Here is a 25,062-nt window from a genome sequence, read left to right as displayed (position 1 = left end):
AAGAAGGGAGAACTATTGAATGGCTAAAGATGATGTAATTGAAGTCGAAGGTACCGTTCTTGAAACGTTGCCAAATGCTATGTTCAAAGTAGAATTAGAGAATGGGCATGTCGTATTGGCTCACGTTTCTGGTAAAATCCGTATGAACTTCATTCGTATTTTACCAGGAGACAAAGTTACGGTAGAATTATCTCCGTACGATTTAAATCGTGGTCGTATTACGTACCGTTTTAAATAATATAGCACTCCGTAATCTTTAAGGAGGTTCGAGACATGAAAGTAAGACCGTCAGTTAAACCAATCTGCGAAAAATGTAAAGTTATTCGTAGACGTGGAAAAGTAATGGTTATTTGTGAAAACCCTAAACATAAACAAAAACAAGGTTAATCAGAAGGAGGTGCATTCAAAATGGCACGTATCGCAGGTGTAGATATTCCTCGTGACAAGCGCGTTGTTATTTCTTTAACTTACGTATTCGGCATTGGTCGCACAACTGCTGAAAAAATTCTTACAGAAGCTGGTATTTCTTCGGAAACACGAGTTCGTGATTTATCGGAAGATGAATTAGGACGTATCCGTGATATCATCGATCGTATTAAAGTTGAGGGAGACCTTCGTCGTGAAGTATCTCTTAACATTAAACGTCTAATGGAGATCGGTTCTTACCGTGGTCTTCGTCACCGTCGTGGTTTACCAGTTCGTGGTCAAAACTCTAAAAACAATGCTCGTACACGTAAAGGTCCACGTCGTACAGTAGCAAATAAAAAGAAATAATAAGTAAAGGAGGTTGAACTAACAATGGCACGTAAAACAAACACTCGTAAAAAACGTGTGAAAAAGAATATTGAAGCTGGTATAGCTCATATTCGTTCTACTTTCAACAACACAATCGTAACACTTACAGATACTCATGGTAACGCACTTTCTTGGTCTAGTGCTGGTGCACTTGGTTTCCGTGGATCTCGTAAATCTACTCCATTCGCTGCGCAAATGGCTGCTGAAGCTGCTTCTAAAGTTGCAATGGAGCATGGTTTAAAAACTTTAGAGGTTACTGTTAAAGGTCCTGGTGCTGGTCGTGAAGCTGCAATTCGTGCTCTTCAAGCGGCAGGTCTAGAAGTAACAGCAATTAGAGATGTTACTCCAGTTCCTCATAATGGATGTCGTCCACCAAAACGTCGTCGTGTGTAATTTTTCTGTATAGAATTTTCCCTTTTGTCTATAATGGATATGATGCATTATCGAGAAATTTCGTACAGAAACATCGCTTGTTGTGCACAATCGGGAACTGCCTAAGGGGGACTTTCGGTTAAACAGAGGTTCTTCCTTTGTTTAACCGGGGTTTCGACGTTTTGAAGGAGGGTTTAGTTAATGATTGAAATCGAAAAACCGAAAATCGAAACGGTTGAACTTAACGAAGATGCTAAGTATGGCAAATTCGTGATTGAACCGCTTGAGCGTGGATATGGTACTACTTTGGGTAACTCCTTACGTCGTATTCTTTTATCCTCACTCCCTGGTGCCGCTGTAACTGCTATCCAAATCGATGGCGTTTTACACGAATTTTCAACAGTTGAGGGCGTAGTAGAAGACGTTACGACGATGATCTTAAACTTGAAAAAGTTAGCTCTTAAAATCTACTCTGATGAAGAGAAGACGTTGGAAATCGATGTACAGGGCGAAGGTATTGTCACAGCTGCTGATATTACTCACGATAGTGATGTTGAAATCTTAAATCCAGATTTACACATTGCGACGTTAGCAAAAAATGCGCATTTCCGCATGCGTTTAACTGCAAAGCGTGGCCGTGGGTATACGCCAGCTGATGCAAATAAAAGCGAAGATCAACCAATAGGAGTAATTCCTATTGATTCTATTTATACTCCAGTATCACGTGTGACTTACCAAGTGGAAAAGACACGTGTCGGACAAGTGGCTAATTATGATAAGCTTACGCTTGATGTATGGACGGATGGAAGCATCGGGCCAAAAGAAGCTATCTCTTTAGGTGCCAAAATCTTAACTGAGCATTTAAATATCTTTGTTGGTTTAACTGACGAAGCACAAAATGCTGAGATTATGGTCGAGAAGGAAGAAGATCAAAAAGAAAAAGTTCTTGAGATGACTATCGAAGAACTAGATCTTTCTGTTCGTTCTTATAATTGCCTAAAACGTGCAGGAATTAATACTGTACAAGAGCTTGCGAACAAAACAGAAGAAGATATGATGAAAGTTCGTAACTTAGGACGTAAATCCTTAGAAGAAGTTAAACATAAACTTGAGGAATTAGGTTTAGGTTTACGTAAAGACGACTGAGGATTTAAACCCATCAACAAAGGAGGGAACTACGAATGGCATACAGAAAATTAGGCCGTACAAGTGCGCAACGTAAAGCTATGTTACGTGATTTAGCTACTGATTTAATTATCAACGAGCGCATCCAAACGACAGAAACTCGTGCAAAAGAACTTCGTTCTGTAGTGGAAAAAATGATCACTTTAGGTAAACGCGGAGATCTTCATGCTCGTCGTCAAGCAGCAGCTTTCATCCGTAATGAGGTTGCTAACGCTGAGACTGGTCAAGATGCACTTCAAAAATTATTCGCTGATGTAGCTCCACGCTATGCTGAGCGCCAAGGCGGATACACTCGTATTGCAAAAATTGGTCCACGTCGCGGAGACGCAGCACCAATGGTAATTATCGAGTTAGTATAATGATGATTAAAAGGGCAGGACAGTTCTTTTCAAGTAACTGGTCATGGCCCTTTTTTTTTAAGTATAAAAATAGGCTAACTTGACGAAAGAAAGGGTGCCTTGTATTGAAAAAAGAGAAACTTCGGACAGAAAATATATCATTTCAATATCCTGGGGCAGCCTCTTATGCATTAAAAGATGTTTCGTTTTCCTTATATGAAGGAGAATGGGTATCTGTTATTGGACAAAATGGTTCAGGGAAGTCTACACTTGCAAAATTATTGAATGGCTTATTTTTACCGGAATCAGGGAAAATTACTTTAAATGATACAATGATTTTATCAGAGGAAACAGTATGGGATGTTCGAAAGCAAATTGGCATGGTATTTCAAAATCCAGATAATCAATTTGTTGGAACGACAGTACAAGATGACGTTGTATTCGGCCTAGAGAACATCGGAATGCCAAGGGAGCAGATGATAGAAAGACTAGAACAAGCTCTGCAACTTGTCCGTATGGAAGATTTTTTAAATGAAGAACCCCATTCGTTATCTGGTGGACAAAAGCAGCGAGTCGCAATAGCAGGTGTTTTAGCACTTCAACCATCTATTTTAATACTAGATGAAGCAACTTCAATGTTAGACCCTCAGGGGAGACGTGAAGTAGTAGAAACGGTCAGACAACTTGTTGATCAAAAGGGTATTACGGTGTTATCGATTACGCACGATTTAGAAGAAGCGGCACAGTCAGACCGTATTATTATTTTGAACAAGGGAGAAATATTAGAGGAAGGTACTCCAGAGCAAATTTTCAAATCCTCTCATATGCTCCAAGAGATTGGATTAGATGTACCTTTTTCGGTGAAAATAGCAGAATTATTAAAAAGAAATGAAATTCACTTGCAAAATACGCATCTTACAATGGAAAGCTTGGTGAACGAACTTTGGAGATTACATTCCAAAAAGTAGAACATCGTTATCAATATAAAACTCCATTTGAAAGACGCGCACTTTATGATGTAGACGTGTCGTTTCCAAGTGGGGGCTATTATGCCATTATCGGTCATACTGGTTCAGGTAAGTCGACGATGATTCAACATTTAAATGGTTTATTGCAGCCGACAAATGGTACGGTTCAAATTGGTGAACATTTAATTTCAGCAGGGAAGAAAGAGAAAAAGCTTAAGCCGCTACGAAAAAAAGTAGGGGTTGTCTTTCAGTTTCCAGAACATCAACTATTTGAAGAAACAGTTGAAAAGGATATTTGTTTTGGACCGACTAATTTTGGTGTATCTGAAGAAGAGGCAAAACAAAAGGCGAAAGATGCAATCCAGCTTGTTGGATTGGACATAGAGTTATTAGCACGTTCTCCGTTTGAATTAAGCGGTGGGCAAATGAGGCGTGTTGCAATAGCAGGCGTACTAGCGATGGAACCCGAAGTGCTTGTATTAGATGAACCTACAGCAGGGCTTGATCCAAAAGGACAGCACGAGCTCATGGAGATGTTTTACAATTTGCATAAGGAACAGGGGCTTACAGTCATTCTTGTTACCCATAATATGGAGGATGCCGCTAAGTATGCAGATCAAATAGTGGTCATGCATAAAGGAACGGTCTTTTTGCAAGGAAGAGCAGAGGAAGTATTTTCATATGCTGATGAATTAGAACAAATCGGTGTGGATCTTCCAATGTCTTTAAAGTATAAACGTGCAATTGAAGAGAAGTTTGGTATTTCAATTTCGAAGGCTACCTTATCTTTAGAGGATCTTACTCATGAAGTTGTACAGGTGTTACGAAAAGGTGGTCATGAATCATGCAGCAGTTGATTATTGGGAGATATATTCCAGGTCAGTCACTCATTCATCAACTTGATCCTCGTACGAAGCTGTTGATTGTCTTTTTATATGTATTTGTTGTTTTCTTAGCAAATAATGCGATTTCATATGGATTTTTATTTTTATATGCACTCATTGCTTTATTTTTTGCAAAAGTGCCGATTCGTTATGTACTTTCGGGCTTAAAACCAATTCTGTGGATTTTTCTTTTTACATTTTTCCTGCATATTTTTACAAATAAAGAAGGGGAAGTACTATTCCAGCTTGGTTGGTTTTCGATACATGAAAAAGGATTAGAGCAAGGGATATACATTTCTATACGATTCTTCGTTATTATTTTAATGACGACATTATTAACGTTAACGACGACACCTATTGAAATTACAGATGGGTTGGAGACGTTATTAAAGCCGTTCAAGCGTATAAAAGTTCCTGTTCATGAAATCGCATTAATGATGTCAATTTCACTACGTTTTATCCCGACATTAATGGATGAAACGAGTAAAATTATGAAAGCACAAGCGTCACGTGGCATTGATTTCGCCGGGGGACCGATAAAAGATAGGATGAAAGCTATTATCTCACTACTCGTTCCATTATTTATCAGTGCTTTTAAGCGTGCAGAGGACTTAGCGATTGCGATGGAATCTCGTGGATATAAAAGTGGCGAAGGACGTACTAAATTTAGGCAACTACGCTGGAAAATAAGTGATACAGTAACAATTGTAAGCTTACTTTGTTTAGCTTGTATTTTGGCATGGGTGCGGTCGTAATGGAGAATAGAGAAATGGAAAGAATAAAATGTACAGTTGCATATGATGGCATTCATTTTTGTGGTTACCAAATTCAACCACAGCATCGGACTGTTCAACAAGAAATAGAGAAAGCATTGCAGAAGTTGCATAAAGGAGAACTTGTTCGTGTGCAGGCATCAGGCAGAACGGATTCTACCGTTCACGCCAAAGGACAAGTGATACACTTTGATACACCTTTGTCTCTTGAAGAGTGGCAATGGAGTAATGCTTTAAATACAATGTTGCCGGATGATATTATTATCAGGCAGGTAGAGAAGAAAACAGAAGAATTTCATGCACGTTACGGTGTCGAGAAAAAAGAATATCGCTATCGTGTATTATTATCAAAGACTGCGGATGTATTCCGTAGAAATTACGTATATCAATATCCATATCCGCTCGAAATAAACTCTATAAGAAAAGCGATTCTTTATTTTATTGGAACGCATGACTTTACTTCTTTTTGTTCGGCAAAAACTGACAAAAAAGATAAAGTACGAACAATTTATGAAATCGAATTAATTGAGCAAGACGATGAATTAATTTTTCGCTTTGTAGGTAATGGATTTTTATATAATATGGTCAGAATTATTGTTGGTACGTTACTTAGCGTAGGTCAAGGAAAGCTTGATCCGGATAGTATTCCAGAGATTTTAGCGAAACAAAATCGCCAGTTTGCTGGAAAGATGGCTCCAGGTCATGGACTTTACTTATGGCAGGTAAACTATAACAACTAATCCTGGTGTAACATTTGCTTGACATTAGAAACTCAAAAGTATATCATAACATATGGTATTGTTTCTAAAACCACGATTAGCCCCGGAAGGAAATCGTGTTTAAGATAAACAATAGATTTTTTCTATGGAAAAGATAACGAGGAGGGAAACACATGCGTACGACTTTTATGGCAAAAGCTAACGAAGTTGAGCGTAAATGGTATGTGGTTGATGCTGAAGGTCAAACTTTAGGTCGCCTATCTACTGAAGTAGCATCCATTTTACGTGGTAAACACAAACCAACATTTACACCACACGTTGACACGGGTGATCATGTAATTATTATTAACGCTGAGAAAATTCATTTAACAGGTAATAAATTAAACGATAAAATTTACTACCGTCACACTAACCACCCAGGTGGACTTAAGCAAAGAACAGCTCTAGAAATGCGTACAAACTACCCTGTACAAATGTTAGAGCTTGCAATTAAAGGCATGCTTCCAAAAGGACGTTTAGGACGTCAAGTGTCTAAGAAATTAAACGTGTATGCTGGAGCAGAGCATCCACACCAAGCACAACAACCAGAAGTTTACGAACTTCGCGGATAATTAATTAAAGGAGGGCTTACTTTGGCACAGGTTCAATACTATGGCACTGGACGTCGTAAGAGTTCAGTAGCGCGCGTACGCCTAGTTCCAGGCGAAGGACGCGTTATTATTAACGGTCGTGATTTTGAAAACTATATCCCATTTGCTGCATTACGTGAAGTAGTGAAACAACCTCTAGTTGCAACAGAAACTTTAGGTAACTACAATGTACTTGTAAACGTAAATGGTGGTGGATACACTGGTCAAGCTGGTGCTATTCGTCACGGTATTTCTCGCGCTTTATTAAAAGCTGATCCAGAATACCGTCTAACATTAAAACGTGCGGGTCTATTAACTCGTGACGCACGTATGAAAGAGCGTAAAAAATACGGTCTTAAAGGCGCACGTCGTGCACCTCAGTTCTCAAAACGTTAATTTTTGCGAACTACAAACCCCAACCATTTTGGTTGGGGTTTTTTTATGTTTAATTCTTCTTTTGTAATTTTTTTAGCTTGGAATATTTTAGTGCTACCGTCCTACGTATGCTTCTTCTTTAGAAGTTTAGACTAATACGTATTAGGGAGGTTTATAAGTACTATGAATGTCATTGTCAGCTTACAAGAAAAACAAAAAGAAAAGCAGTTAAAATACGAGCGGAAGATGCTGCGAGAATTATCATTAAAAACATTGCGTTTAAATATTCGTGATGCCTTTCAAATGCAAGAACTTCATCGTCAGTATGAAGATTATTGCATTGAACTAGGGATAGAATCTTATTTATTAGGAGCGAGATACAGTAAATTTGGTTATCATGGCGAATCATTCTTTGATGTGAAATATAGGGCTTTAGAAGAAGAACAACAATTAACTGAAACGTTATTTCAATTTTTAACGAGTATGACTATACGTGAAATTAAGTTGCAAGACGAGGAATTGCTTTTTGAATCTTGCCAGCAGTTTATCGGCTTGTGGTGGCAGGAAGGCTATGAAAAAGGCGAAAGAAGATATCGATTAAAGCTACACTAAGACAAGCATAAACTTTCCTCTTGTCCCATATAAGTAATTAGAGGGACTAGCTGGAGGAGGAAAGGTATGAAGAGAATTCGAATTATCTCTTTTGCGCTCGCTGCGGTTGTTTTGTTTTTTTTAGTTAAACAAGAATTTCAAATTACAAAATCGTGGCGAGCTTGGAATTTACCCTTATCAGGGAAAGTGATTGTACTAGATGCTGGGCATGGTGGACCAGACGGAGGGGCTGTTGGTGGAAAGGATATTGTAGAAAAAGATATTACACTTGAGATTACAAAAAAGGTACAAGATTATTTACAAGAACAAGGTGCTTTAGTTATTTTAACGCGTGAAGGAGATTATGATTTAGCTAATAAAGATACAAAGTCATATAGTAGACGTAAAGCAGAGGATTTAAAAAAGCGTGTTGAGATCATTAATAAGCCTGATGTAGACTTTTTTGCGAGTATTCATTTAAATGCCCTAACTAGTAGTGGATCTAAGGGCGCACAAACGTTCTACTATCGTTCTTCTATTGAAAATGAACGGGCTGCGAAATTTATACAAGCTGAATTGAGAACAAGCTTAGAAAATACGAATCGTTCTGCTAAAACAATTCCTCACGTGTATTTATTGAAGTATGCCAAAACACCAGGTGCTTTAATTGAGGCTGGCTTTTTATCGAATGTGAATGAAAGATATATGTTAAATTCGGAGAAATACCAACAAAAAGTAGCTGCTGCAATATATCGTGGTATATTACGTTATTTTACGGAAAAAGGAAATCCTCCAGAATAAGGAGGATTTTTTCGAGTTTCTCTCGTTAACGAAGTTTTCCGAAAATATGTTATACTGGAAATGTAAACGCATTTATTTCAAAAATAAAGAGAGATAAATTTAATTAACAATACGTTATTTTTCATACAGGGGGCTGGGCTAATTATGGTAACAAAAGAGCAGGTAGTGGAAGCATTGGAAGGGATTGTAGATCCGTTTATACATAAAACGTTAAAAGAAACAAATGCAATTAAAGAGGTGACAGTCAAGCCTGAGAAGGAACATGTAAGTGTTAAAATTGCAATTGTAAAGACGGGTACAGCGGAACAAATGCAGTTGCAGTCTGGAATTGTAAAGTTAGTAAAAGAACTTGGAGCAACAACAGTGGGACTTCGTTTTGCAGAATTTACAGAAGAGGAATTAGCTCAGTTTGCACCACCGCAAGAGGAAGAGAAAAGTGAATCCTTATTATCACCGAACTCAAATACAACATTTTTAGCAGTGGCAAGTGGAAAAGGTGGAGTAGGGAAATCAACTGTTTCTGTTAACCTTGCAATTGCTTTAGCTCGTTTAGGCAAAAAAGTTGGTATCATCGACGCGGATATTTACGGTTTTAGTGTACCGGATATGATGGGTATAGAAAAACGTCCAATCGTAAGAGGTGATAAGATAATACCAGTGGAGCGTCTAGGCGTGAAAGTAATCTCAATGGGATTCTTTGTAGAAGATAACGCACCTGTTATTTGGAGAGGACCGATGCTTGGGAAAATGTTAAATCACTTTTTCACAGAAGTAGAGTGGGGTGATTTAGATTACTTAGTATTGGACCTACCACCAGGTACGGGTGATGTTGCTTTAGATGTACATTCGATGTTGCCGGCTTGTAAAGAGATTATTGTAACAACGCCGCATCCAACAGCGGCATTTGTAGCAGCGCGCGCTGGAGCCATGGCTTTACGTACAGAACATAGTATTCTTGGTGTTGTTGAAAATATGGCGTATTTTGAAAGTAAAGCAACTGGTGAAAAAGAGTATGTGTTTGGAAGAGGTGGAGGAGATAAATTGGCTACGGAACTCCAAACGGATATACTTGGCCGAATTCCACTTCAACAACCTGATTGGAATAAAGAGGACTTTGCGCCGTCAGTATATGAAGATACACATACAACGGGTCTCATTTATCGTACGATAGCTGAGACAGTTATTGATAAAACAGCTGTCGCGCAAAATTAAAGTAGTAATGAGTGGACAATATATACATTGTCCACTCAGTGCTATAATTTTTATTATTGTTCTTTGTTCCCATCTTGAGAACCGCCTTCACCACCTGCGCCTTTCTTATCAGACCCACCTTTTTCGGCTTTTTGTACACCTTTACTAATGATGTCAATCATCTTAGCTTGGAAGAGAGGACTTTCGGCAGTTTCAGTTAGTACTTGCTGTAAATATTGACGATATTCTTTACTCTTCATTGTTTGTAACATAATTTTCTCTACTTCAGGATTTTTCATAATCTCTATAACACCTGATTGGTATTCAGGATCTTTTAGTAAAGTTTTCATTAAGTTTGTTTGTTCTTTTCCCATACTTTTAGCAAATTTCGATGAGAACTCAGGGTCTTTAAAGAGCTTTTCCCAGAATTGTTGCCCTTTTTCAGATACCAGTGCATCTTCAATCGTTTTCTTTACTACTGTTTCATCTAGTATGAGTGCTTGTTTCATTTTTTCATCAGTTAATACATCTTGGATCGCTTTTTTTCCTTGATCGGTTTTTAAAATATCAACAATCATTTTTTTTGTTTGATCATAATCAAGTTCGGATTTTGCTTCTTTTTCTTGTGCACATGCCGCTAGTGCTATAAATAGAAAAGAAGAAATCAAAACGAGCAGCATCCGTTTCATAAGTTGGAGCTCCTTTCAGCAAAGTTCTCTTTTTTTAATATAAATCTCTTTAAGGAATTTATACATTAACATGGCTAGCTTTTTGAAATTGTCATTGTTACAATTTAATTAGAAATATAAGAATAATGGGGGATGTGTTGTGAATAGCCGCAAGTGGGTACGACTATTTTTTACGACGTTGTTTCTTGGTGGGATTAGCACAGTCTTTATTGGTTTTGTTTTAGAGTGGGACAAGTACGCTAAATTTTTTCAAAATTTCGACGGAAAAGAGATTTTAGCAATTTCCTTTTGGTTGATGGGCGTAGGATTTATTTTTAGTGTTATAAGTCAAATGGGATTCTTTGCGTATTTAACGATCCATCGTTTTGGATTAGGGATGTTTCGGTCATCTTCTTTATGGAATACAGTGCAACTGTTCTTTATTGCGTTCGTATTGTTTGATTTCGTTTATTTAAGGTCAGTACTTGTTGCAAATGGGGAAGTTTCATTAGGGAATAACATACTTGTTGCTGGGATGTTATTTATGTTTGGGGCAATTGTCGCTTATATAAAGAGTAAAGAAACGAATAAAAAAGCATTTGTTCCCGCTCTGTTCTTTATGGTTGTTGTAACAATTCTTGAATGGGTACCAGCGCTCCGGATTAATGATACAGATTGGTTATATTTAATGGTGATACCACTTTTATTATGTAATTCATATCAGTTACTTGTATTGCATCGTTTAATTGGACAAAAGAGTAAGTCAGCTTAATGAGGAGAGTGGATTTTTAATTATCCAGATTCTTATCGTCTGTAAATGCTAGGATAAAAAAGCTCTGCTATCTTAACAAAAGATAGCAGAGCTTTTTATGTGTGAAGAACCGTGTAGAAAGGAACTACTTAATATCTTCACTTTTTGTACTTGTGTTGGAAATAAGTTGTGATACAGATGTTTGTTCATATCCGTCGCTCTTTAATTTTTGTAAGAGTAATGGTAAAGCCTTATTTGTTTGAAGGGCAGAATCAGAAGCATGTAATAAGACGATATCTCCACCCTTTAAATTGCTAGAGACTGTGGAAATGATTTTATTTACGCCGGGATTTTTCCAGTCATTTGAATTGTTACTCCAATGAACGATGGTGTATCCGAGTGATTCCGCTATTTTAAGAGTTGTTTTGTTAAAATCGCCACTAGGTGGACGTAATAGCTTGACTTGTTTTACGCCAAGTTTCGTAAAAACATCTTGTGCCCGCAAAAGATCTCGTCGTATTTCATTTGCTTCTAGTGAAGTGTAGGATGTGTAATTATAGCCCATACTACCAATCTCATGTCCATCTTTCATGATGCGTTCGACAATATCAGGGTGTCTTTCAGCCCATGCAGCAGAGAGAAAGAAGGTTGCATTCTTAATTTCTCTTTCTTTGAGTGTATTAAGGATTGGAATAGCTTTTTTGTCCCCCCAACTAATGTCAAACGTGAATGCAACTTGTTTTTTTGCAGTGTCCCCTTTGTAAATCACTTTAGGGCCAGTAGCAGTTGAAAAAGCAGATTCATGTGAATATGTTTTTAAAAAGAGTAGCCATGCTGTAAATAAGGAAAGTACGATTATTAAGCTAATGTGTTTAAATGTTCTTTTACTCGTAATAAAAAAGAAAAACATAATATTACGCCCCTTTGTCCAATCCTTTTCAGTTACATATATGCTTTAAATTAAAAAAAGAGAACAAGGGATTAATATCGTAAGTGGTGGATATAATGAGTGATAGAATTTTGTTTTTTGATGATACAGTATTGATAATTGAAAATGAGTGGGGCGTTTATCGGTACACGTAAGGAGTTATTGGGGTGATAATTTGCTTGGGATTATGTTGACGAAGGAAGAGAAAAAAGAAATTGAATACATACTGAAGAGAGAGTTAGAGGAACTTTTATTTGATTTTGAAGATGAGCGTATACATAGCGTTGTAAAAAAGGCGATGGAAGAAAGGTATAAAATCATTTTTTGTTTATTTCGGAGAGTTGCTAATAGGGAAGAATGTATTCGTTATGTAAGAAAAAGAATTTTTTATTAAAAAGTGTTGACGCTAAGAGTAAGGATATGATAAATTAATAAACGTCGCTGATGCAGAAACGCAGAAAACGACAAAAAAGAAATTAAAAAACTTAGTTGACATCGAAAAATGAAGATGTTAACATAAGGAAGTCGCAAATGAGCGACTAAGTAGTTCTTTGAAAACTGAACGAAACAAACAACGTGAACGTCAATTTTTATTTTTAGATGCTAGACAAACTAACTTTATTGGAGAGTTTGATCCTGGCTCAGGATGAACGCTGGCGGCGTGCCTAATACATGCAAGTCGAGCGAATGGATTAAGAGCTTGCTCTTATGAAGTTAGCGGCGGACGGGTGAGTAACACGTGGGTAACCTACCCATAAGACTGGGATAACTCCGGGAAACCGGGGCTAATACCGGATAATATTTTGAACTGCATAGTTCGAAATTGAAAGGCGGCTTCGGCTGTCACTTATGGATGGACCCGCGTCGCATTAGCTAGTTGGTGAGGTAACGGCTCACCAAGGCGACGATGCGTAGCCGACCTGAGAGGGTGATCGGCCACACTGGGACTGAGACACGGCCCAGACTCCTACGGGAGGCAGCAGTAGGGAATCTTCCGCAATGGACGAAAGTCTGACGGAGCAACGCCGCGTGAGTGATGAAGGCTTTCGGGTCGTAAAACTCTGTTGTTAGGGAAGAACAAGTGCTAGTTGAATAAGCTGGCACCTTGACGGTACCTAACCAGAAAGCCACGGCTAACTACGTGCCAGCAGCCGCGGTAATACGTAGGTGGCAAGCGTTATCCGGAATTATTGGGCGTAAAGCGCGCGCAGGTGGTTTCTTAAGTCTGATGTGAAAGCCCACGGCTCAACCGTGGAGGGTCATTGGAAACTGGGAGACTTGAGTGCAGAAGAGGAAAGTGGAATTCCATGTGTAGCGGTGAAATGCGTAGAGATATGGAGGAACACCAGTGGCGAAGGCGACTTTCTGGTCTGTAACTGACACTGAGGCGCGAAAGCGTGGGGAGCAAACAGGATTAGATACCCTGGTAGTCCACGCCGTAAACGATGAGTGCTAAGTGTTAGAGGGTTTCCGCCCTTTAGTGCTGAAGTTAACGCATTAAGCACTCCGCCTGGGGAGTACGGCCGCAAGGCTGAAACTCAAAGGAATTGACGGGGGCCCGCACAAGCGGTGGAGCATGTGGTTTAATTCGAAGCAACGCGAAGAACCTTACCAGGTCTTGACATCCTCTGAAAACTCTAGAGATAGAGCTTCTCCTTCGGGAGCAGAGTGACAGGTGGTGCATGGTTGTCGTCAGCTCGTGTCGTGAGATGTTGGGTTAAGTCCCGCAACGAGCGCAACCCTTGATCTTAGTTGCCATCATTAAGTTGGGCACTCTAAGGTGACTGCCGGTGACAAACCGGAGGAAGGTGGGGATGACGTCAAATCATCATGCCCCTTATGACCTGGGCTACACACGTGCTACAATGGACGGTACAAAGAGCTGCAAGACCGCGAGGTGGAGCTAATCTCATAAAACCGTTCTCAGTTCGGATTGTAGGCTGCAACTCGCCTACATGAAGCTGGAATCGCTAGTAATCGCGGATCAGCATGCCGCGGTGAATACGTTCCCGGGCCTTGTACACACCGCCCGTCACACCACGAGAGTTTGTAACACCCGAAGTCGGTGGGGTAACCTTTATGGAGCCAGCCGCCTAAGGTGGGACAGATGATTGGGGTGAAGTCGTAACAAGGTAGCCGTATCGGAAGGTGCGGCTGGATCACCTCCTTTCTATGGAGAATTGATGAACGCAGTTCATCAATAAACGTTGACTTGTTTTGTTTCGTTCAGTTTTGAGAGAACTATCTCTCAAGTTTAAATGTATGTTCTTTGAAAACTAGATAACAGTGTAGCTCATATTTTTTTAATTTTAGTTTGGTTAAGTTAGAAAGGGCGCACGGTGGATGCCTTGACACTAGGAGTCGATGAAGGACGGGACTAACGCCGATATGCTTCGGGGAGCTGTAAGTAAGCTTTGATCCGAAGATTTCCGAATGGGGAAACCCACTATACGTAATGGTATGGTATCCTTACCTGAATACATAGGGTATGGAAGACAGACCCAGGGAACTGAAACATCTAAGTACCTGGAGGAAGAGAAAGCAAATGCGATTTCCTGAGTAGCGGCGAGCGAAACGGAATCTAGCCCAAACCAAGAGGCTTGCCTCTTGGGGTTGTAGGACATTCTATACGGAGTTACAAAGGAACGAGGTAGACGAAGCGACCTGGAAAGGTCCGTCACAGAGGGTAATAACCCCGTAGTCGAAACTTCGTTCTCTCTTGAATGTATCCTGAGTACGGCGGAACACGTGAAATTCCGTCGGAATCTGGGAGGACCATCTCCCAAGGCTAAATACTCCCTAGTGATCGATAGTGAACCAGTACCGTGAGGGAAAGGTGAAAAGCACCCCGGAAGGGGAGTGAAAGAGATCCTGAAACCGTGTGCCTACAAATAGTCAGAGCCCGTTAATGGGTGATGGCGTGCCTTTTGTAGAATGAACCGGCGAGTTACGATCCCGTGCGAGGTTAAGCTGAAGAGGCGGAGCCGCAGCGAAAGCGAGTCTGAATAGGGCGTTTAGTACGTGGTCGTAGACCCGAAACCAGGTGATCTACCCATGTCCAGGGTGAAGTTCAGGTAACACTGAATGGAGGCCCGAACCCACGCACGTTGAAAAGTGCGGGGATGAGGTGTGGGTAGCGGAGAAATTCCAATCGAACCTGGAGATAGCTGGTTCTCCCCGAAATAGCTTTAGGGCTAGCCTTAAGTGTAAGAGTCTTGGAGGTAGAGCACTGATTGAACTAGGGGTCCTCATCGGATTACCGAATTCAGTCAAACTCCGAATGCCAATGACTTATCCTTAGGAGTCAGACTGCGAGTGATAAGATCCGTAGTCAAGAGGGAAACAGCCCAGATCGCCAGCTAAGGTCCCAAAGTGTGTATTAAGTGGAAAAGGATGTGGAGTTGCTTAGACAACTAGGATGTTGGCTCAGAAGCAGCCACCATTTAAAGAGTGCGTAATAGCTCACTAGTCGAGTGACTCTGCGCCGAAAATGTACCGGGGCTAAATACACCACCGAAGCTGCGAATTGATACCAATGGTATCAGTGGTAGGGGAGCGTTCTAAGTGCAGTGAAGTCAGACCGGAAGGACTGGTGGAGCGCTTAGAAGTGAGAATGCCGGTATGAGTAGCGAAAGACGGGTGAGAATCCCGTCCACCGAATGCCTAAGGTTTCCTGAGGAAGGCTCGTCCGCTCAGGGTTAGTCAGGACCTAAGCCGAGGCCGACAGGCGTAGGCGATGGACAACAGGTTGATATTCCTGTACCACCTCTTTATCGTTTGAGCAATGGAGGGACGCAGAAGGATAGAAGAAGCGTGCGATTGGTTGTGCACGTCCAAGCAGTTAGGCTGATAAGTAGGCAAATCCGCTTATCGTGAAGGCTGAGCTGTGATGGGGAAGCTCCTTATGGAGCGAAGTCTTTGATTCCCCGCTGCCAAGAAAAGCTTCTAGCGAGATAAAAGGTGCCTGTACCGCAAACCGACACAGGTAGGCGAGGAGAGAATCCTAAGGTGTGCGAGAGAACTCTGGTTAAGGAACTCGGCAAAATGACCCCGTAACTTCGGGAGAAGGGGTGCTTTCTTAACGGAAAGCCGCAGTGAATAGGCCCAAGCGACTGTTTAGCAAAAACACAGGTCTCTGCGAAGCCGTAAGGCGAAGTATAGGGGCTGACACCTGCCCGGTGCTGGAAGGTTAAGGAGAGGGGTTAGCGTAAGCGAAGCTCTGAACTGAAGCCCCAGTAAACGGCGGCCGTAACTATAACGGTCCTAAGGTAGCGAAATTCCTTGTCGGGTAAGTTCCGACCCGCACGAAAGGTGTAACGATTTGGGCACTGTCTCAACCAGAGACTCGGTGAAATTATAGTACCTGTGAAGATGCAGGTTACCCGCGACAGGACGGAAAGACCCCGTGGAGCTTTACTGTAGCCTGATATTGAATTTTGGTACAGTTTGTACAGGATAGGCGGGAGCCATTGAAACCGGAGCGCTAGCTTCGGTGGAGGCGCTGGTGGGATACCGCCCTGACTGTATTGAAATTCTAACCTACGGGTCTCATCGACCCGGGAGACAGTGTCAGGTGGGCAGTTTGACTGGGGCGGTCGCCTCCTAAAGTGTAACGGAGGCGCCCAAAGGTTCCCTCAGAATGGTTGGAAATCATTCGTAGAGTGCAAAGGCATAAGGGAGCTTGACTGCGAGACCTACAAGTCGAGCAGGGACGAAAGTCGGGCTTAGTGATCCGGTGGTTCCGCATGGAAGGGCCATCGCTCAACGGATAAAAGCTACCCCGGGGATAACAGGCTTATCTCCCCCAAGAGTCCACATCGACGGGGAGGTTTGGCACCTCGATGTCGGCTCATCGCATCCTGGGGCTGTAGTCGGTCCCAAGGGTTGGGCTGTTCGCCCATTAAAGCGGTACGCGAGCTGGGTTCAGAACGTCGTGAGACAGTTCGGTCCCTATCCGTCGTGGGCGCAGGAAATTTGAGAGGAGCTGTCCTTAGTACGAGAGGACCGGGATGGACGCACCGCTGGTGTACCAGTTGTTCTGCCAAGGGCATAGCTGGGTAGCTATGTGCGGAAGGGATAAGTGCTGAAAGCATCTAAGCATGAAGCCCCCCTCAAGATGAGATTTCCCATAGCGTAAGCTAGTAAGATCCCTGAAAGATGATCAGGTTGATAGGTTCGAGGTGGAAGCATGGTGACATGTGGAGCTGACGAATACTAATAGATCGAGGACTTAACCATATAATATGAAGCAATGTTATCTAGTTTTGAAGGAATATATATTTAAAATTCCTTTGGACATTCTCAAAAGAATGTGTATAATGATAAAAGTCTGGTAATGATGGCAGAGAGGTCACACCCGTTCCCATACCGAACACGGAAGTTAAGCTCTCTAGCGCCGATGGTAGTTGGGACCTTGTCCCTGTGAGAGTAGGACGTTGCCAGGCTTATATTATTCCGCAGTAGCTCAGCGGTAGAGCTATCGGCTGTTAACCGATCGGTCGTAGGTTCGATTCCTACCTGCGGAGCCATTATGCTTCCATAGCTCAGCTGGTAGAGTACTTCCATGGTAAGGAAGAGGTCACCGGTTCAAGCCCGGTTGGAAGCTTGGGAAAAGTTTTGTTTTTTTTGGCCCGTTGGTCAAGTGGTTAAGACACCGCCCTTTCACGGCGGTAACACGGGTTCGAATCCCGTACGGGTCACCACTTTTGGAGGATTAGCTCAGCTGGGAGAGCACCTGCCTTACAAGCAGGGGGTCGGCGGTTCGATCCCGTCATCCTCCACCATATATTTTTAAATGTCGGAGGGGTAGCGAAGTGGCTAAACGCGGCGGACTGTAAATCCGCTCCTTTGGGTTCGGCAGTTCGAATCTGCCCCCCTCCACCATTTTCTTTAAAATAACCTGAGAGGGTTTATTTTTTTGAAAAGATAACCATACTAGTAAATATTAATGGGCTATAGCCAAGCGGTAAGGCAACGGACTTTGACTCCGTCATGCGCTGGTTCGAATCCAGCTAGCCCAGCCATTTACGAGCCATTAGCTCAGTTGGTAGAGCATCTGACTTTTAATCAGAGGGTCGAAGGTTCGAATCCTTCATGGCTCACCATTTTCGCGGAAGTAGTTCAGTGGTAGAATACAACCTTGCCAAGGTTGGGGTCGCGGGTTCGAATCCCGTCTTCCGCTTAATTACTAAGGGGCCTTAGCTCAGCTGGGAGAGCGCCTGCCTTGCACGCAGGAGGTCAGCGGTTCGATCCCGCTAGGCTCCATATAAATAGGAAAAGCTTACATCAAATGATGTAAGCTTTTTTTGTGTTTAAATTCCACTCAAAAAGGAAACTTTTCCGTATATCGTTTAAAATGAAAAAAAGGGATTGAATAAGGGGGGATAATTATGAAAGTTGTCATTGCATCGGATTCATATAAAGAAAGCCTGAAAGCTATAGAGGTATGTGAAGCTATTGAAAGGGGCTTTGCAGCAGTTTTTCCTAAAGCAGAGTACGTTAAAGTACCAATTGGAGATGGAGGTGAAGGAACGGTCGAATCTCTTGTTGGTGCTACAATGGGGGGAATTATATCACTTACTGTGACAGGGCCGCTTGGGGAGAGTGTGCAAGCCTATTATGGTATGTCTAAGGATAAGGAGACAGCATTTATTGAAATGGCGGCAGCATCAGGATTACAACACGTTCCAATTGAAAAGAGAAACCCACTTATTACAACGACAAAAGGGACAGGTGAACTGATATTACATGCATTAGATCAAGGAGCTAAACACATTATTTTAGGGCTTGGAGGAAGTGCTACAAATGATGGTGGGGCAGGTATGTTGTCTGCTTTAGGCGTAGAGTTTATTAATAGGAAAGGTGAAGTAATTGAGCCCTCTGGAGGAACATTACATTTGATTACTGCTCTTAACCTTTCTCGTATGGATACACGTTTGAAGGATATAAAGCTAGAAGCAGCATGTGATGTCGACAATCCATTAGTTGGACCAAAGGGAGCGTCTTTTGTATTTGGGAGACAAAAGGGTGCGAATGTAGAGATGATGAAAGAGCTAGACGGGAATTTAAAACATTATGCTAATATACTTAAACAGTACGTATCTTTTGATGTGTCCCTAATACCTGGTGCAGGGGCAGCTGGAGGAATGGGAGCCGCTGTCGTTGCAGTACTAAAGGGACAGCTAAGAAAAGGGATTGAAATTGTATTAGATTATACAAATTTTGATAAGTGTATAGAGGGTGCCGATCTTATTGTAACTGGTGAGGGAAGGATAGATGAACAAACAGCTTATGGAAAAGCTCCTGTTGGTGTCGCGAAGCGGGCGAAATGCCGTCATATTCCTGTAATTGCTATTGGTGGATCTGTATCTCCGAACTATACAATTGTTTATGAAAAGGGAATTGATGCAGTATTTAGTATTACAGCAAGTCCAATGACATTAGAAGAGGCATATAAAAGGGCAGAAGAGAATATAGAAATGACAGCGAGAAATATTGCAGCAGTGTGGAAACTAGCATCAGAAAAACGCTTCTAAGTGTAGAAGTGTTTTTTAAATTCAGTTATTTGAGGATATTTTGTGTAATTCTAGGTATTGATGGAGAAAGGCACGGATAAAAATATTAGCTGATAGAAAAGTTAGTTGGTTCATTAAGTTAACTTTATACATAGAATAGTTTGAAAATCGGGAGTCCAACGTAAATATAAGTGAATAAAATGTATATCCATGCAGAAAAATGTCGAGTTGAGTCAGACTATATAAAAGATTTAAAATATTTAGTGAAGGCATAAAAGGGGGATACTATCTATGAAAAAAGAAATCTCAGTTATTGGAGTTCCAATGGATTTAGGACAGATGCGTCGCGGGGTTGATATGGGACCAAGCGCGATCCGTTATGCAGGGGTAGTTGAAAGAATTGAACAAATTGGATATGACGTAAAAGATATGGGAGATATATGTATAGAGAGAGAAAAAGAAGTAGATGAAAATACAAAGTTACGAAACCTTACTCAAGTTGCAACTGTATGTAATGAACTAGCGACTAAGGTTGATCATATTATAGAAGAAGGTCGTTTTCCACTTGTATTAGGTGGTGATCATAGTATTGCTATCGGTACGCTAGCTGGTGTGGCGAAACATTATAAAAATTTAGGTGTTATTTGGTATGATGCACACGGTGATTTAAATACAGAAGAAACATCACCATCTGGAAATATTCACGGTATGTCACTTGCTGCAAGTTTAGGTTATGGACATTCTTCACTTGTAGATTTATACGGGGCATACCCGAAAGTAAAAAAAGAGAACGTTGTAATTATAGGTGCACGTGCATTAGATGAAGGAGAAAAGGACTTTATTCGTGAAGAAGGCATTAAAGTATTCTCAATGCATGAAATTGATCGTATGGGTATGACGGCTGTTATGGAAGAAACAATTGCGTATTTATCTCATACTGACGGTGTTCATTTATCATTAGATTTAGATGGGCTTGATCCTCATGACGCACCAGGAGTTGGAACACCTGTAATTGGTGGTCTATCTTATCGTGAAAGCCACTTAGCGATGGAGATGTTAGCAGAAGCTGATATTGTTACATCTGCTGAATTTGTTGAAGTAAATACGATTTTAGATGAGAGAAACAGAACAGCAACAACAGCGGTTGCTTTAATGGGTTCTTTGTTCGGTGAAAAACTAAAATAAATGTAAGAAAAGCAACTGAGAAGTTGCTTTTTTTATTTGAAAATAGGCGTATAATAATGACTTATATTATACTGTAGGATAATAAAGTTTGACATCTTACCAATTTAAGCTAAAGGGGGGCGTTTGTAATTGTCGTTTGGTTCATGTATGGTATAATTAACTAGTTGTTGGAAATACATACAGATAGAGCATAAAATAATATTTCAATATATGGATAGAATTGCTCGTAAGTAGGAGGAAGGGTTAGCATGCCTTTTGAAGATACGACCATTTTGAAATATCTTAGTACGGCATTAGATATTGCTGTTGTATGGTTTATTATATATAAGCTAATTCTTATAATTCGGGGCACGAAGGCTGTGCAACTTTTAAAAGGTATTACAGTTATTATTGTCGTCCGGATGATTAGTATTTTACTTGAATTGCATACGCTATATTGGCTAACGGAACAAGTATTAACGTGGGGATTTTTAGCCGTTATTATTATCTTCCAGCCAGAATTGAGAAGAGCACTTGAGCAGCTAGGACGGGGTAGCTTATTTTCGCGTGTGGGAAATCAGGGGGAAGATGAACCTGAAATTGTTGCAACAGCGATAGCTAAAGCAACGGAATATATGGGAAAACGTAGAATTGGTGCACTAATTACTTTGTCAAAAGAGACTGGGATGGATGATTATGTAGAAACGGGTATTCCGCTAAATGCAAATGTATCATCGGAATTACTCATTAATATTTTTATCCCTAATACCCCTCTTCATGATGGAGCAGTAATTATGCAGGGAAGTACAATTAAAGCAGCAGCATGTTACCTTCCGTTATCAGAAAGCCCATTTATTTCTAAGGAGTTAGGAACTAGGCATCGCGCTGCAATGGGAGTTAGTGAAGTCACTGATAGTATTACAGTAGTTGTGTCGGAAGAAACAGGCCAAATTTCTTTAACGAAAAACGGTAAGTTACATCGTGATTTGAAGACAGAACAGCTGAAGGACATGTTGTTAGCAGAATTTAGTGGGAACGAAAAAACGACTTCTTCGTCTTTATGGAATTGGAGGAGAAAGCGTCATGGATAAGTTAATGGAGAATCATTGGTTTTTAAAAGGAATCTCATTACTATTGGCGTGTATGCTTTTCATGTCAGCAACTTTAACTGAAAAAAATACGACATCGAGTATATTACCTTTCGTAAATGAAACGAAAGAAACATTAACTGATTATCCTATTACCCTGAAGTATGATGAAGAGAAATATATTGTAAGTGGTATTCCATCAGGTGGAGTTAAGGTGAAGTTGGAAGGTCCAAAATCAGCAGTTGCTACAGCGAAAGCAAAAAAACAATTTGATATATCAGTTGATTTGCGAGATAGTCAAAAAGGAACTTATGAAGTTTCTTTAAAAGCGAATGGGCTTCCAGATGATGTGAAAGGAACAGTCCAACCAGCAACAATCAAAGTTACTCTTCATGAAAAAGCGAGAAAATATGTTCATGTAGACTTAAAATTATCAAATGAGGATCAGATGCCAGCGGGTGCTACTCTCGAAAAATCAAACATTAAACCTGATACTGTTGAGGTAGTTGGGACGAAAGAAGAAATCGAAAGTATTTCATCTGCTAAGGCGTATATTGATTTAAAAGGTGTTAATAAAACTGTTACAAAAACAGCCGAAGTTACATTATACAATAAAGAAGGAAAACGTTTAAATGTAAGAACGAGTCCATCTAAAATTAGTGTAACATTGAATGTGGCGACGCAAGCTACGGCCAATAATACTGAAAAAACTGTTCCTGTGACGTATACGAAAAAGGGGAGTTTGCCAGAAGGATTGACTGTTACAAATATTAGCGTTGAGCCGAGAGAAGTAACGATAGCAGGTCCAAAAGACATTTTGGATAATATACAATCTATAGAGGGGGTCGAGGTAGATTTTAGTCAATTGACGGATTCTACAACATTCGATGCCTCTGTTTTATTGCCAAAAGGTGTAACAAGTGCAAAACCAAATCAAGTGAAGGTTTCCGTAGGGGTACAAAAGGTAAAACAAACGAAAAGTAAAACTATTGATGGTATCCCGATTCAAAAAAGTGGAATTCCGAATGATGTTACTGCGCAGCTACTTTCGCCACAAGATGGAAAGATAAGCGTTGATATTTCAGGAGAAGCAAGTATAGTAGATAAAATAACAGCTGCTCAAATAACAGCGGCGATTAATCTTCAAAATGTATCTCCGGGGACGAAAGATGTTTCTATTCAAGTGAGTGGTCCTGGTAATATTTCGATAGAAGCAAAACAAAAAAGTGCTAAAGTCACAATTGTGAAGAAAGAAAAGCCGGATAAAGAAGTACAGGGTAATATTGAACAACCAGATTCAAAAAACAATCAAGAAAATCAAACTGAAAAACCAAAAAATCCTGAACCAGATCCAGAAAAGGATCAGGAAAAAGAAAAAGAAAAAGAAAAAGACAAAGAAAAAGAAAAAGACAAAGAAAAAGAAAAAGAAAAAGAAAATGGCCAAGAAACGAGCCAAGAACCAACAGTAGATAATCAAAAAGAGCACGAAAAAGGAGCGAATAATAATGGGTAAATATTTTGGTACAGACGGAGTACGCGGGGTTGCAAATAAGGAATTAACACCTGAATTAGCTTTTAAAATAGGACGTTTTGGTGGCTATGTATTAACAAAAGATACAGATCGTCCAAAAGTAATTATTGGCCGTGATACACGTGTATCTGGACATATGCTAGAAGGAGCTTTAGTAGCAGGCCTATTATCAACTGGAGCGGAAGTAATGCGCCTTGGTGTTATTTCTACACCAGGTGTGGCTTATTTAACAAAAGCTTTAGGGGCGCAAGCAGGTGTTATGATCTCTGCATCTCATAACCCAGTACAAGATAATGGAATTAAGTTCTTCGGTTCAGATGGATTTAAATTAACAGATGAGCAAGAAGCAGAAATTGAAGCGTTATTAGACAAAGAAGTTGATGAGCTACCACGTCCAACAGGTACTAACCTTGGACAAGTGAGTGATTACTTTGAAGGTGGACAAAAATATTTACAATACATTAAACAAACTGTAGAGGAAGATTTCTCTGGTTTACATATTGCTTTAGATTGTGCACATGGTGCTACATCTTCTTTAGCTCCATATTTATTTGCAGATTTAGAAGCTGATATTTCAACAATGGGAACTTCACCGAACGGTATGAATATTAACGCTGGAGTAGGTTCTACGCATCCAGAAGTGTTAGCTGAATTAGTAAAAGAAAAAGGTGCTGACATTGGTCTTGCTTTTGATGGTGACGGAGACCGTTTAATCGCAGTAGACGAAAAAGGAAACATCGTTGATGGCGATCAAATTATGTTTATTTGCGCGAAGTATATGAAAGAAACTGGTCAATTGAAACATAATACAGTTGTTTCAACAGTTATGAGTAACTTAGGTTTCTACAAAGCGCTTGAAGCAAACAATATTACAAGTGATAAAACAGCAGTTGGTGATCGCTACGTAATGGAAGAGATGAAACGTGGTGGATATAACCTGGGCGGAGAACAATCAGGTCATATTATCTTACTTGATTACATTACAACTGGTGATGGAATGTTAAGTGCACTTCAACTTGTAAACATCATGAAAATGACGAAAAAGCCATTATCTGAGCTTGCAGGCGAGATGACAAAATTCCCACAATTACTAGTAAACGTTCGTGTAACAGATAAAAAACTAGCATTAGAAAATGAGAAAATTAAAGAAATTATTCGTGTTGTAGAGGAAGAAATGAACGGAGACGGTCGTATTCTTGTTCGTCCATCTGGAACAGAACCGCTTATTCGTGTAATGGCAGAAGCACCGACACAAGAAATTTGTGATGGGTATGTACATCGTATTGTAGAAGTTGTGAAAGCGGAAGTTGGAGCTGAATAATTTACCAAATTTGTTTTAAAAGGAGCACAAGAAGTGCTCCTTTTTCATATGTTTTATAGACAATGAAAAAAATTTCATTGACGATTTATATTGTTTGTTATACGATGGTCTTGTTCTTTTTCTCAAAGGAAATATTGTAAATTATAAAAGCGCCAGAACTACAAGTAGTGTAGTTGACGAGGTGGAGTTTATCGAGATTTCGGCGGATGACTCCCGGTTGTTCATCACAACCGCAATCTTTTACTTAAAACATTAAGGTGACTTAGTGGACAAAGGTGAAAGTGTGATGAGAGAAAAGGAACGGATGAATACTAGCTGTATAAGTATATACGGACTTTAACCCAATCGAGAGGAAGGTGAAAGCCGTTACAAGCTTACAGGGCTAGCAATATGTAATCCGTTTTTTTAATATAAATAAATGGTATCGGACTATGTCGTTACATGTTCGCAAAGCAGTGTAAGCATTTGTAACGGCG

Annotated in this window: 24 protein-coding genes, 9 tRNA genes, 3 rRNA genes and 1 pseudogene; 35 read left to right on the top strand and 2 right to left on the bottom strand. The window is 40.3% G+C overall.

The window, feature by feature from the left end; translation table 11 throughout:
* Positions 1 to 19 precede the first annotated feature (19 nt).
* From infA to MKX66_RS19010, 15 genes are all read left to right on the top strand, one after another.
* Positions 20 to 238 carry a translation initiation factor IF-1 gene (gene infA / locus MKX66_RS19080; protein ID WP_001029884.1) on the top strand — a complete coding sequence of 73 codons (219 nt, stop codon included), beginning with the start codon at positions 20 to 22 and terminating at the stop codon, positions 236 to 238.
* Between the two features lie 35 nt (positions 239 to 273).
* Entirely contained in the window at positions 274 to 387 is a 114-nt protein-coding gene (gene rpmJ, locus MKX66_RS19075) for a 50S ribosomal protein L36 (protein WP_000868344.1), read from the top strand.
* 21 nt (positions 388 to 408) lie between these two features.
* The gene (gene rpsM / locus MKX66_RS19070; RefSeq protein WP_002009746.1) at positions 409 to 774 is read left to right on the top strand and encodes a 30S ribosomal protein S13; all 366 of its coding nucleotides are present in this window, start codon (positions 409 to 411) and stop codon (positions 772 to 774) included.
* A 24-nt stretch (positions 775 to 798) separates the two neighbouring features.
* Positions 799 to 1,188, top strand: a complete 390-nt coding sequence (gene rpsK, locus MKX66_RS19065; RefSeq protein ID WP_002009745.1) for a 30S ribosomal protein S11 — start codon at positions 799 to 801, stop codon at positions 1,186 to 1,188.
* Positions 1,189 to 1,368: 180 nt separating this feature from the next.
* Positions 1,369 to 2,313 (top strand): DNA-directed RNA polymerase subunit alpha, encoded by a 945-nt coding sequence (locus tag MKX66_RS19060; protein ID WP_002029340.1) that lies wholly within the window; start codon positions 1,369 to 1,371, stop codon positions 2,311 to 2,313.
* Between the two features lie 35 nt (positions 2,314 to 2,348).
* Positions 2,349 to 2,711, top strand: coding sequence for a 50S ribosomal protein L17 (gene rplQ, locus MKX66_RS19055; RefSeq protein WP_000331490.1), 363 nt, complete (start codon positions 2,349 to 2,351; stop codon positions 2,709 to 2,711).
* Between the two features lie 104 nt (positions 2,712 to 2,815).
* A complete protein-coding gene (locus MKX66_RS19050) occupies positions 2,816 to 3,658 on the top strand; it encodes an energy-coupling factor ABC transporter ATP-binding protein (RefSeq protein WP_002009740.1) in 843 nt (280 codons plus the stop codon).
* The gene (locus tag MKX66_RS19045) at positions 3,634 to 4,515 is read left to right on the top strand and encodes an energy-coupling factor ABC transporter ATP-binding protein (protein ID WP_002124690.1); all 882 of its coding nucleotides are present in this window, start codon (positions 3,634 to 3,636) and stop codon (positions 4,513 to 4,515) included. The genes MKX66_RS19050 and MKX66_RS19045 overlap by 25 nt, the downstream gene beginning before the upstream one ends.
* The gene (locus MKX66_RS19040) at positions 4,503 to 5,297 is read left to right on the top strand and encodes an energy-coupling factor transporter transmembrane component T family protein (protein ID WP_002124692.1); all 795 of its coding nucleotides are present in this window, start codon (positions 4,503 to 4,505) and stop codon (positions 5,295 to 5,297) included. The genes MKX66_RS19045 and MKX66_RS19040 overlap by 13 nt, the downstream gene beginning before the upstream one ends.
* A gap of 14 nt (positions 5,298 to 5,311) precedes the next feature.
* Complete coding sequence (gene truA / locus MKX66_RS19035) at positions 5,312 to 6,055, top strand: tRNA pseudouridine(38-40) synthase TruA (protein ID WP_326997437.1); 744 nt, start codon at positions 5,312 to 5,314, stop codon at positions 6,053 to 6,055.
* A 152-nt stretch (positions 6,056 to 6,207) separates the two neighbouring features.
* The gene (gene rplM, locus MKX66_RS19030) at positions 6,208 to 6,645 is read left to right on the top strand and encodes a 50S ribosomal protein L13 (RefSeq protein ID WP_002029337.1); all 438 of its coding nucleotides are present in this window, start codon (positions 6,208 to 6,210) and stop codon (positions 6,643 to 6,645) included.
* A 21-nt stretch (positions 6,646 to 6,666) separates the two neighbouring features.
* Positions 6,667 to 7,059 carry a 30S ribosomal protein S9 gene (gene rpsI, locus MKX66_RS19025; RefSeq protein ID WP_002009728.1) on the top strand — a complete coding sequence of 131 codons (393 nt, stop codon included), beginning with the start codon at positions 6,667 to 6,669 and terminating at the stop codon, positions 7,057 to 7,059.
* 162 nt (positions 7,060 to 7,221) lie between these two features.
* The gene (locus MKX66_RS19020; RefSeq protein ID WP_002029335.1) at positions 7,222 to 7,650 is read left to right on the top strand and encodes a DUF2521 family protein; all 429 of its coding nucleotides are present in this window, start codon (positions 7,222 to 7,224) and stop codon (positions 7,648 to 7,650) included.
* A gap of 66 nt (positions 7,651 to 7,716) precedes the next feature.
* A complete protein-coding gene (gene cwlD / locus MKX66_RS19015; protein ID WP_002009721.1) occupies positions 7,717 to 8,430 on the top strand; it encodes an N-acetylmuramoyl-L-alanine amidase CwlD in 714 nt (237 codons plus the stop codon).
* Between the two features lie 144 nt (positions 8,431 to 8,574).
* On the top strand, positions 8,575 to 9,642 hold the full coding sequence (locus MKX66_RS19010) for an Mrp/NBP35 family ATP-binding protein (protein ID WP_002029334.1): 1,068 nt from the start codon (positions 8,575 to 8,577) through the stop codon (positions 9,640 to 9,642).
* A 53-nt stretch (positions 9,643 to 9,695) separates the two neighbouring features.
* Here the strand turns inward: MKX66_RS19010 and gerD are convergent, their stop codons facing one another.
* Positions 9,696 to 10,310, bottom strand: coding sequence for a spore germination lipoprotein GerD (gene gerD / locus MKX66_RS19005; protein ID WP_002009716.1), 615 nt, complete (start codon positions 10,308 to 10,310; stop codon positions 9,696 to 9,698).
* Positions 10,311 to 10,449: 139 nt separating this feature from the next.
* On the opposite strand from gerD, the gene kbaA reads away from it, so the two are divergent.
* Positions 10,450 to 11,061 (top strand): KinB signaling pathway activation protein KbaA, encoded by a 612-nt coding sequence (kbaA, locus tag MKX66_RS19000; RefSeq protein ID WP_002091555.1) that lies wholly within the window; start codon positions 10,450 to 10,452, stop codon positions 11,059 to 11,061.
* 124 nt (positions 11,062 to 11,185) lie between these two features.
* Here the strand turns inward: kbaA and pdaB are convergent, their stop codons facing one another.
* Complete coding sequence (gene pdaB, locus MKX66_RS18995) at positions 11,186 to 11,950, bottom strand: polysaccharide deacetylase family sporulation protein PdaB (RefSeq protein ID WP_002091556.1); 765 nt, start codon at positions 11,948 to 11,950, stop codon at positions 11,186 to 11,188.
* Between the two features lie 193 nt (positions 11,951 to 12,143).
* Here pdaB and MKX66_RS18990 point away from each other — a divergent pair, with 193 nt between their 5' ends.
* The 19 genes and pseudogenes from MKX66_RS18990 (at position 12,144) to MKX66_RS30900 (ending at position 25,057) form a co-directional block, all read left to right on the top strand.
* Positions 12,144 to 12,362: a hypothetical protein gene (locus MKX66_RS18990; protein WP_033708173.1), complete on the top strand. Its 219-nt coding sequence runs from the start codon at positions 12,144 to 12,146 to the stop codon at positions 12,360 to 12,362.
* Positions 12,363 to 12,586: 224 nt separating this feature from the next.
* A 16S ribosomal RNA gene (locus tag MKX66_RS18985) occupies positions 12,587 to 14,138 on the top strand.
* A gap of 146 nt (positions 14,139 to 14,284) precedes the next feature.
* Positions 14,285 to 17,206, top strand: a 23S ribosomal RNA gene (locus tag MKX66_RS18980).
* A 90-nt stretch (positions 17,207 to 17,296) separates the two neighbouring features.
* Positions 17,297 to 17,412: ribosomal RNA gene (gene rrf, locus MKX66_RS18975) — 5S ribosomal RNA — on the top strand.
* The 16S, 23S and 5S rRNA genes sit together here with 9 tRNA genes alongside, the layout of an rRNA operon.
* Positions 17,413 to 17,421: 9 nt before the next feature.
* A tRNA-Asn gene (locus MKX66_RS18970) sits at positions 17,422 to 17,496 on the top strand.
* 4 nt (positions 17,497 to 17,500) lie between these two features.
* Positions 17,501 to 17,573, top strand: a tRNA-Thr gene (locus MKX66_RS18965).
* A 22-nt stretch (positions 17,574 to 17,595) separates the two neighbouring features.
* Positions 17,596 to 17,670, top strand: a tRNA-Glu gene (locus tag MKX66_RS18960).
* Between the two features lie 5 nt (positions 17,671 to 17,675).
* A tRNA-Val gene (locus tag MKX66_RS18955) sits at positions 17,676 to 17,751 on the top strand.
* Between the two features lie 16 nt (positions 17,752 to 17,767).
* Positions 17,768 to 17,851, top strand: a tRNA-Tyr gene (locus MKX66_RS18950).
* Positions 17,852 to 17,916: 65 nt separating this feature from the next.
* Positions 17,917 to 17,991, top strand: a tRNA-Gln gene (locus tag MKX66_RS18945).
* A 5-nt stretch (positions 17,992 to 17,996) separates the two neighbouring features.
* Positions 17,997 to 18,072: transfer RNA gene (locus MKX66_RS18940), tRNA-Lys, on the top strand.
* A 5-nt stretch (positions 18,073 to 18,077) separates the two neighbouring features.
* Positions 18,078 to 18,149 (top strand) — tRNA-Gly (locus MKX66_RS18935).
* A gap of 10 nt (positions 18,150 to 18,159) precedes the next feature.
* Positions 18,160 to 18,232, top strand: a tRNA-Ala gene (locus tag MKX66_RS18930).
* A 125-nt stretch (positions 18,233 to 18,357) separates the two neighbouring features.
* A complete protein-coding gene (locus tag MKX66_RS18925) occupies positions 18,358 to 19,503 on the top strand; it encodes a glycerate kinase (RefSeq protein ID WP_341086929.1) in 1,146 nt (381 codons plus the stop codon).
* A gap of 270 nt (positions 19,504 to 19,773) precedes the next feature.
* Entirely contained in the window at positions 19,774 to 20,667 is an 894-nt protein-coding gene (gene rocF, locus MKX66_RS18920; protein ID WP_002029355.1) for an arginase, read from the top strand.
* Positions 20,668 to 20,915: 248 nt separating this feature from the next.
* Entirely contained in the window at positions 20,916 to 21,737 is an 822-nt protein-coding gene (cdaA, locus tag MKX66_RS18915) for a diadenylate cyclase CdaA (RefSeq protein ID WP_002124707.1), read from the top strand.
* Positions 21,730 to 23,247 (top strand): CdaR family protein, encoded by a 1,518-nt coding sequence (locus tag MKX66_RS18910; RefSeq protein WP_341086928.1) that lies wholly within the window; start codon positions 21,730 to 21,732, stop codon positions 23,245 to 23,247. Before cdaA ends, MKX66_RS18910 begins: the two co-directional genes overlap by 8 nt.
* Complete coding sequence (gene glmM, locus MKX66_RS18905) at positions 23,240 to 24,586, top strand: phosphoglucosamine mutase (RefSeq protein WP_002029377.1); 1,347 nt, start codon at positions 23,240 to 23,242, stop codon at positions 24,584 to 24,586. Before MKX66_RS18910 ends, glmM begins: the two co-directional genes overlap by 8 nt.
* A gap of 286 nt (positions 24,587 to 24,872) precedes the next feature.
* Positions 24,873 to 25,057: pseudogene (locus tag MKX66_RS30900) on the top strand (hypothetical protein).
* Positions 25,058 to 25,062 lie beyond the last annotated feature (5 nt).

Source organism: Bacillus sp. FSL R9-9530 (assembly GCF_038008145.1).
In the GTDB taxonomy this organism is placed as follows: Bacteria; Bacillota; Bacilli; order Bacillales; family Bacillaceae_G; genus Bacillus_A; species Bacillus_A mycoides.
The sequence above is the reverse complement of the archived record's forward strand: the minus strand, read 5'-3'. Positions and strand labels throughout refer to the sequence as shown.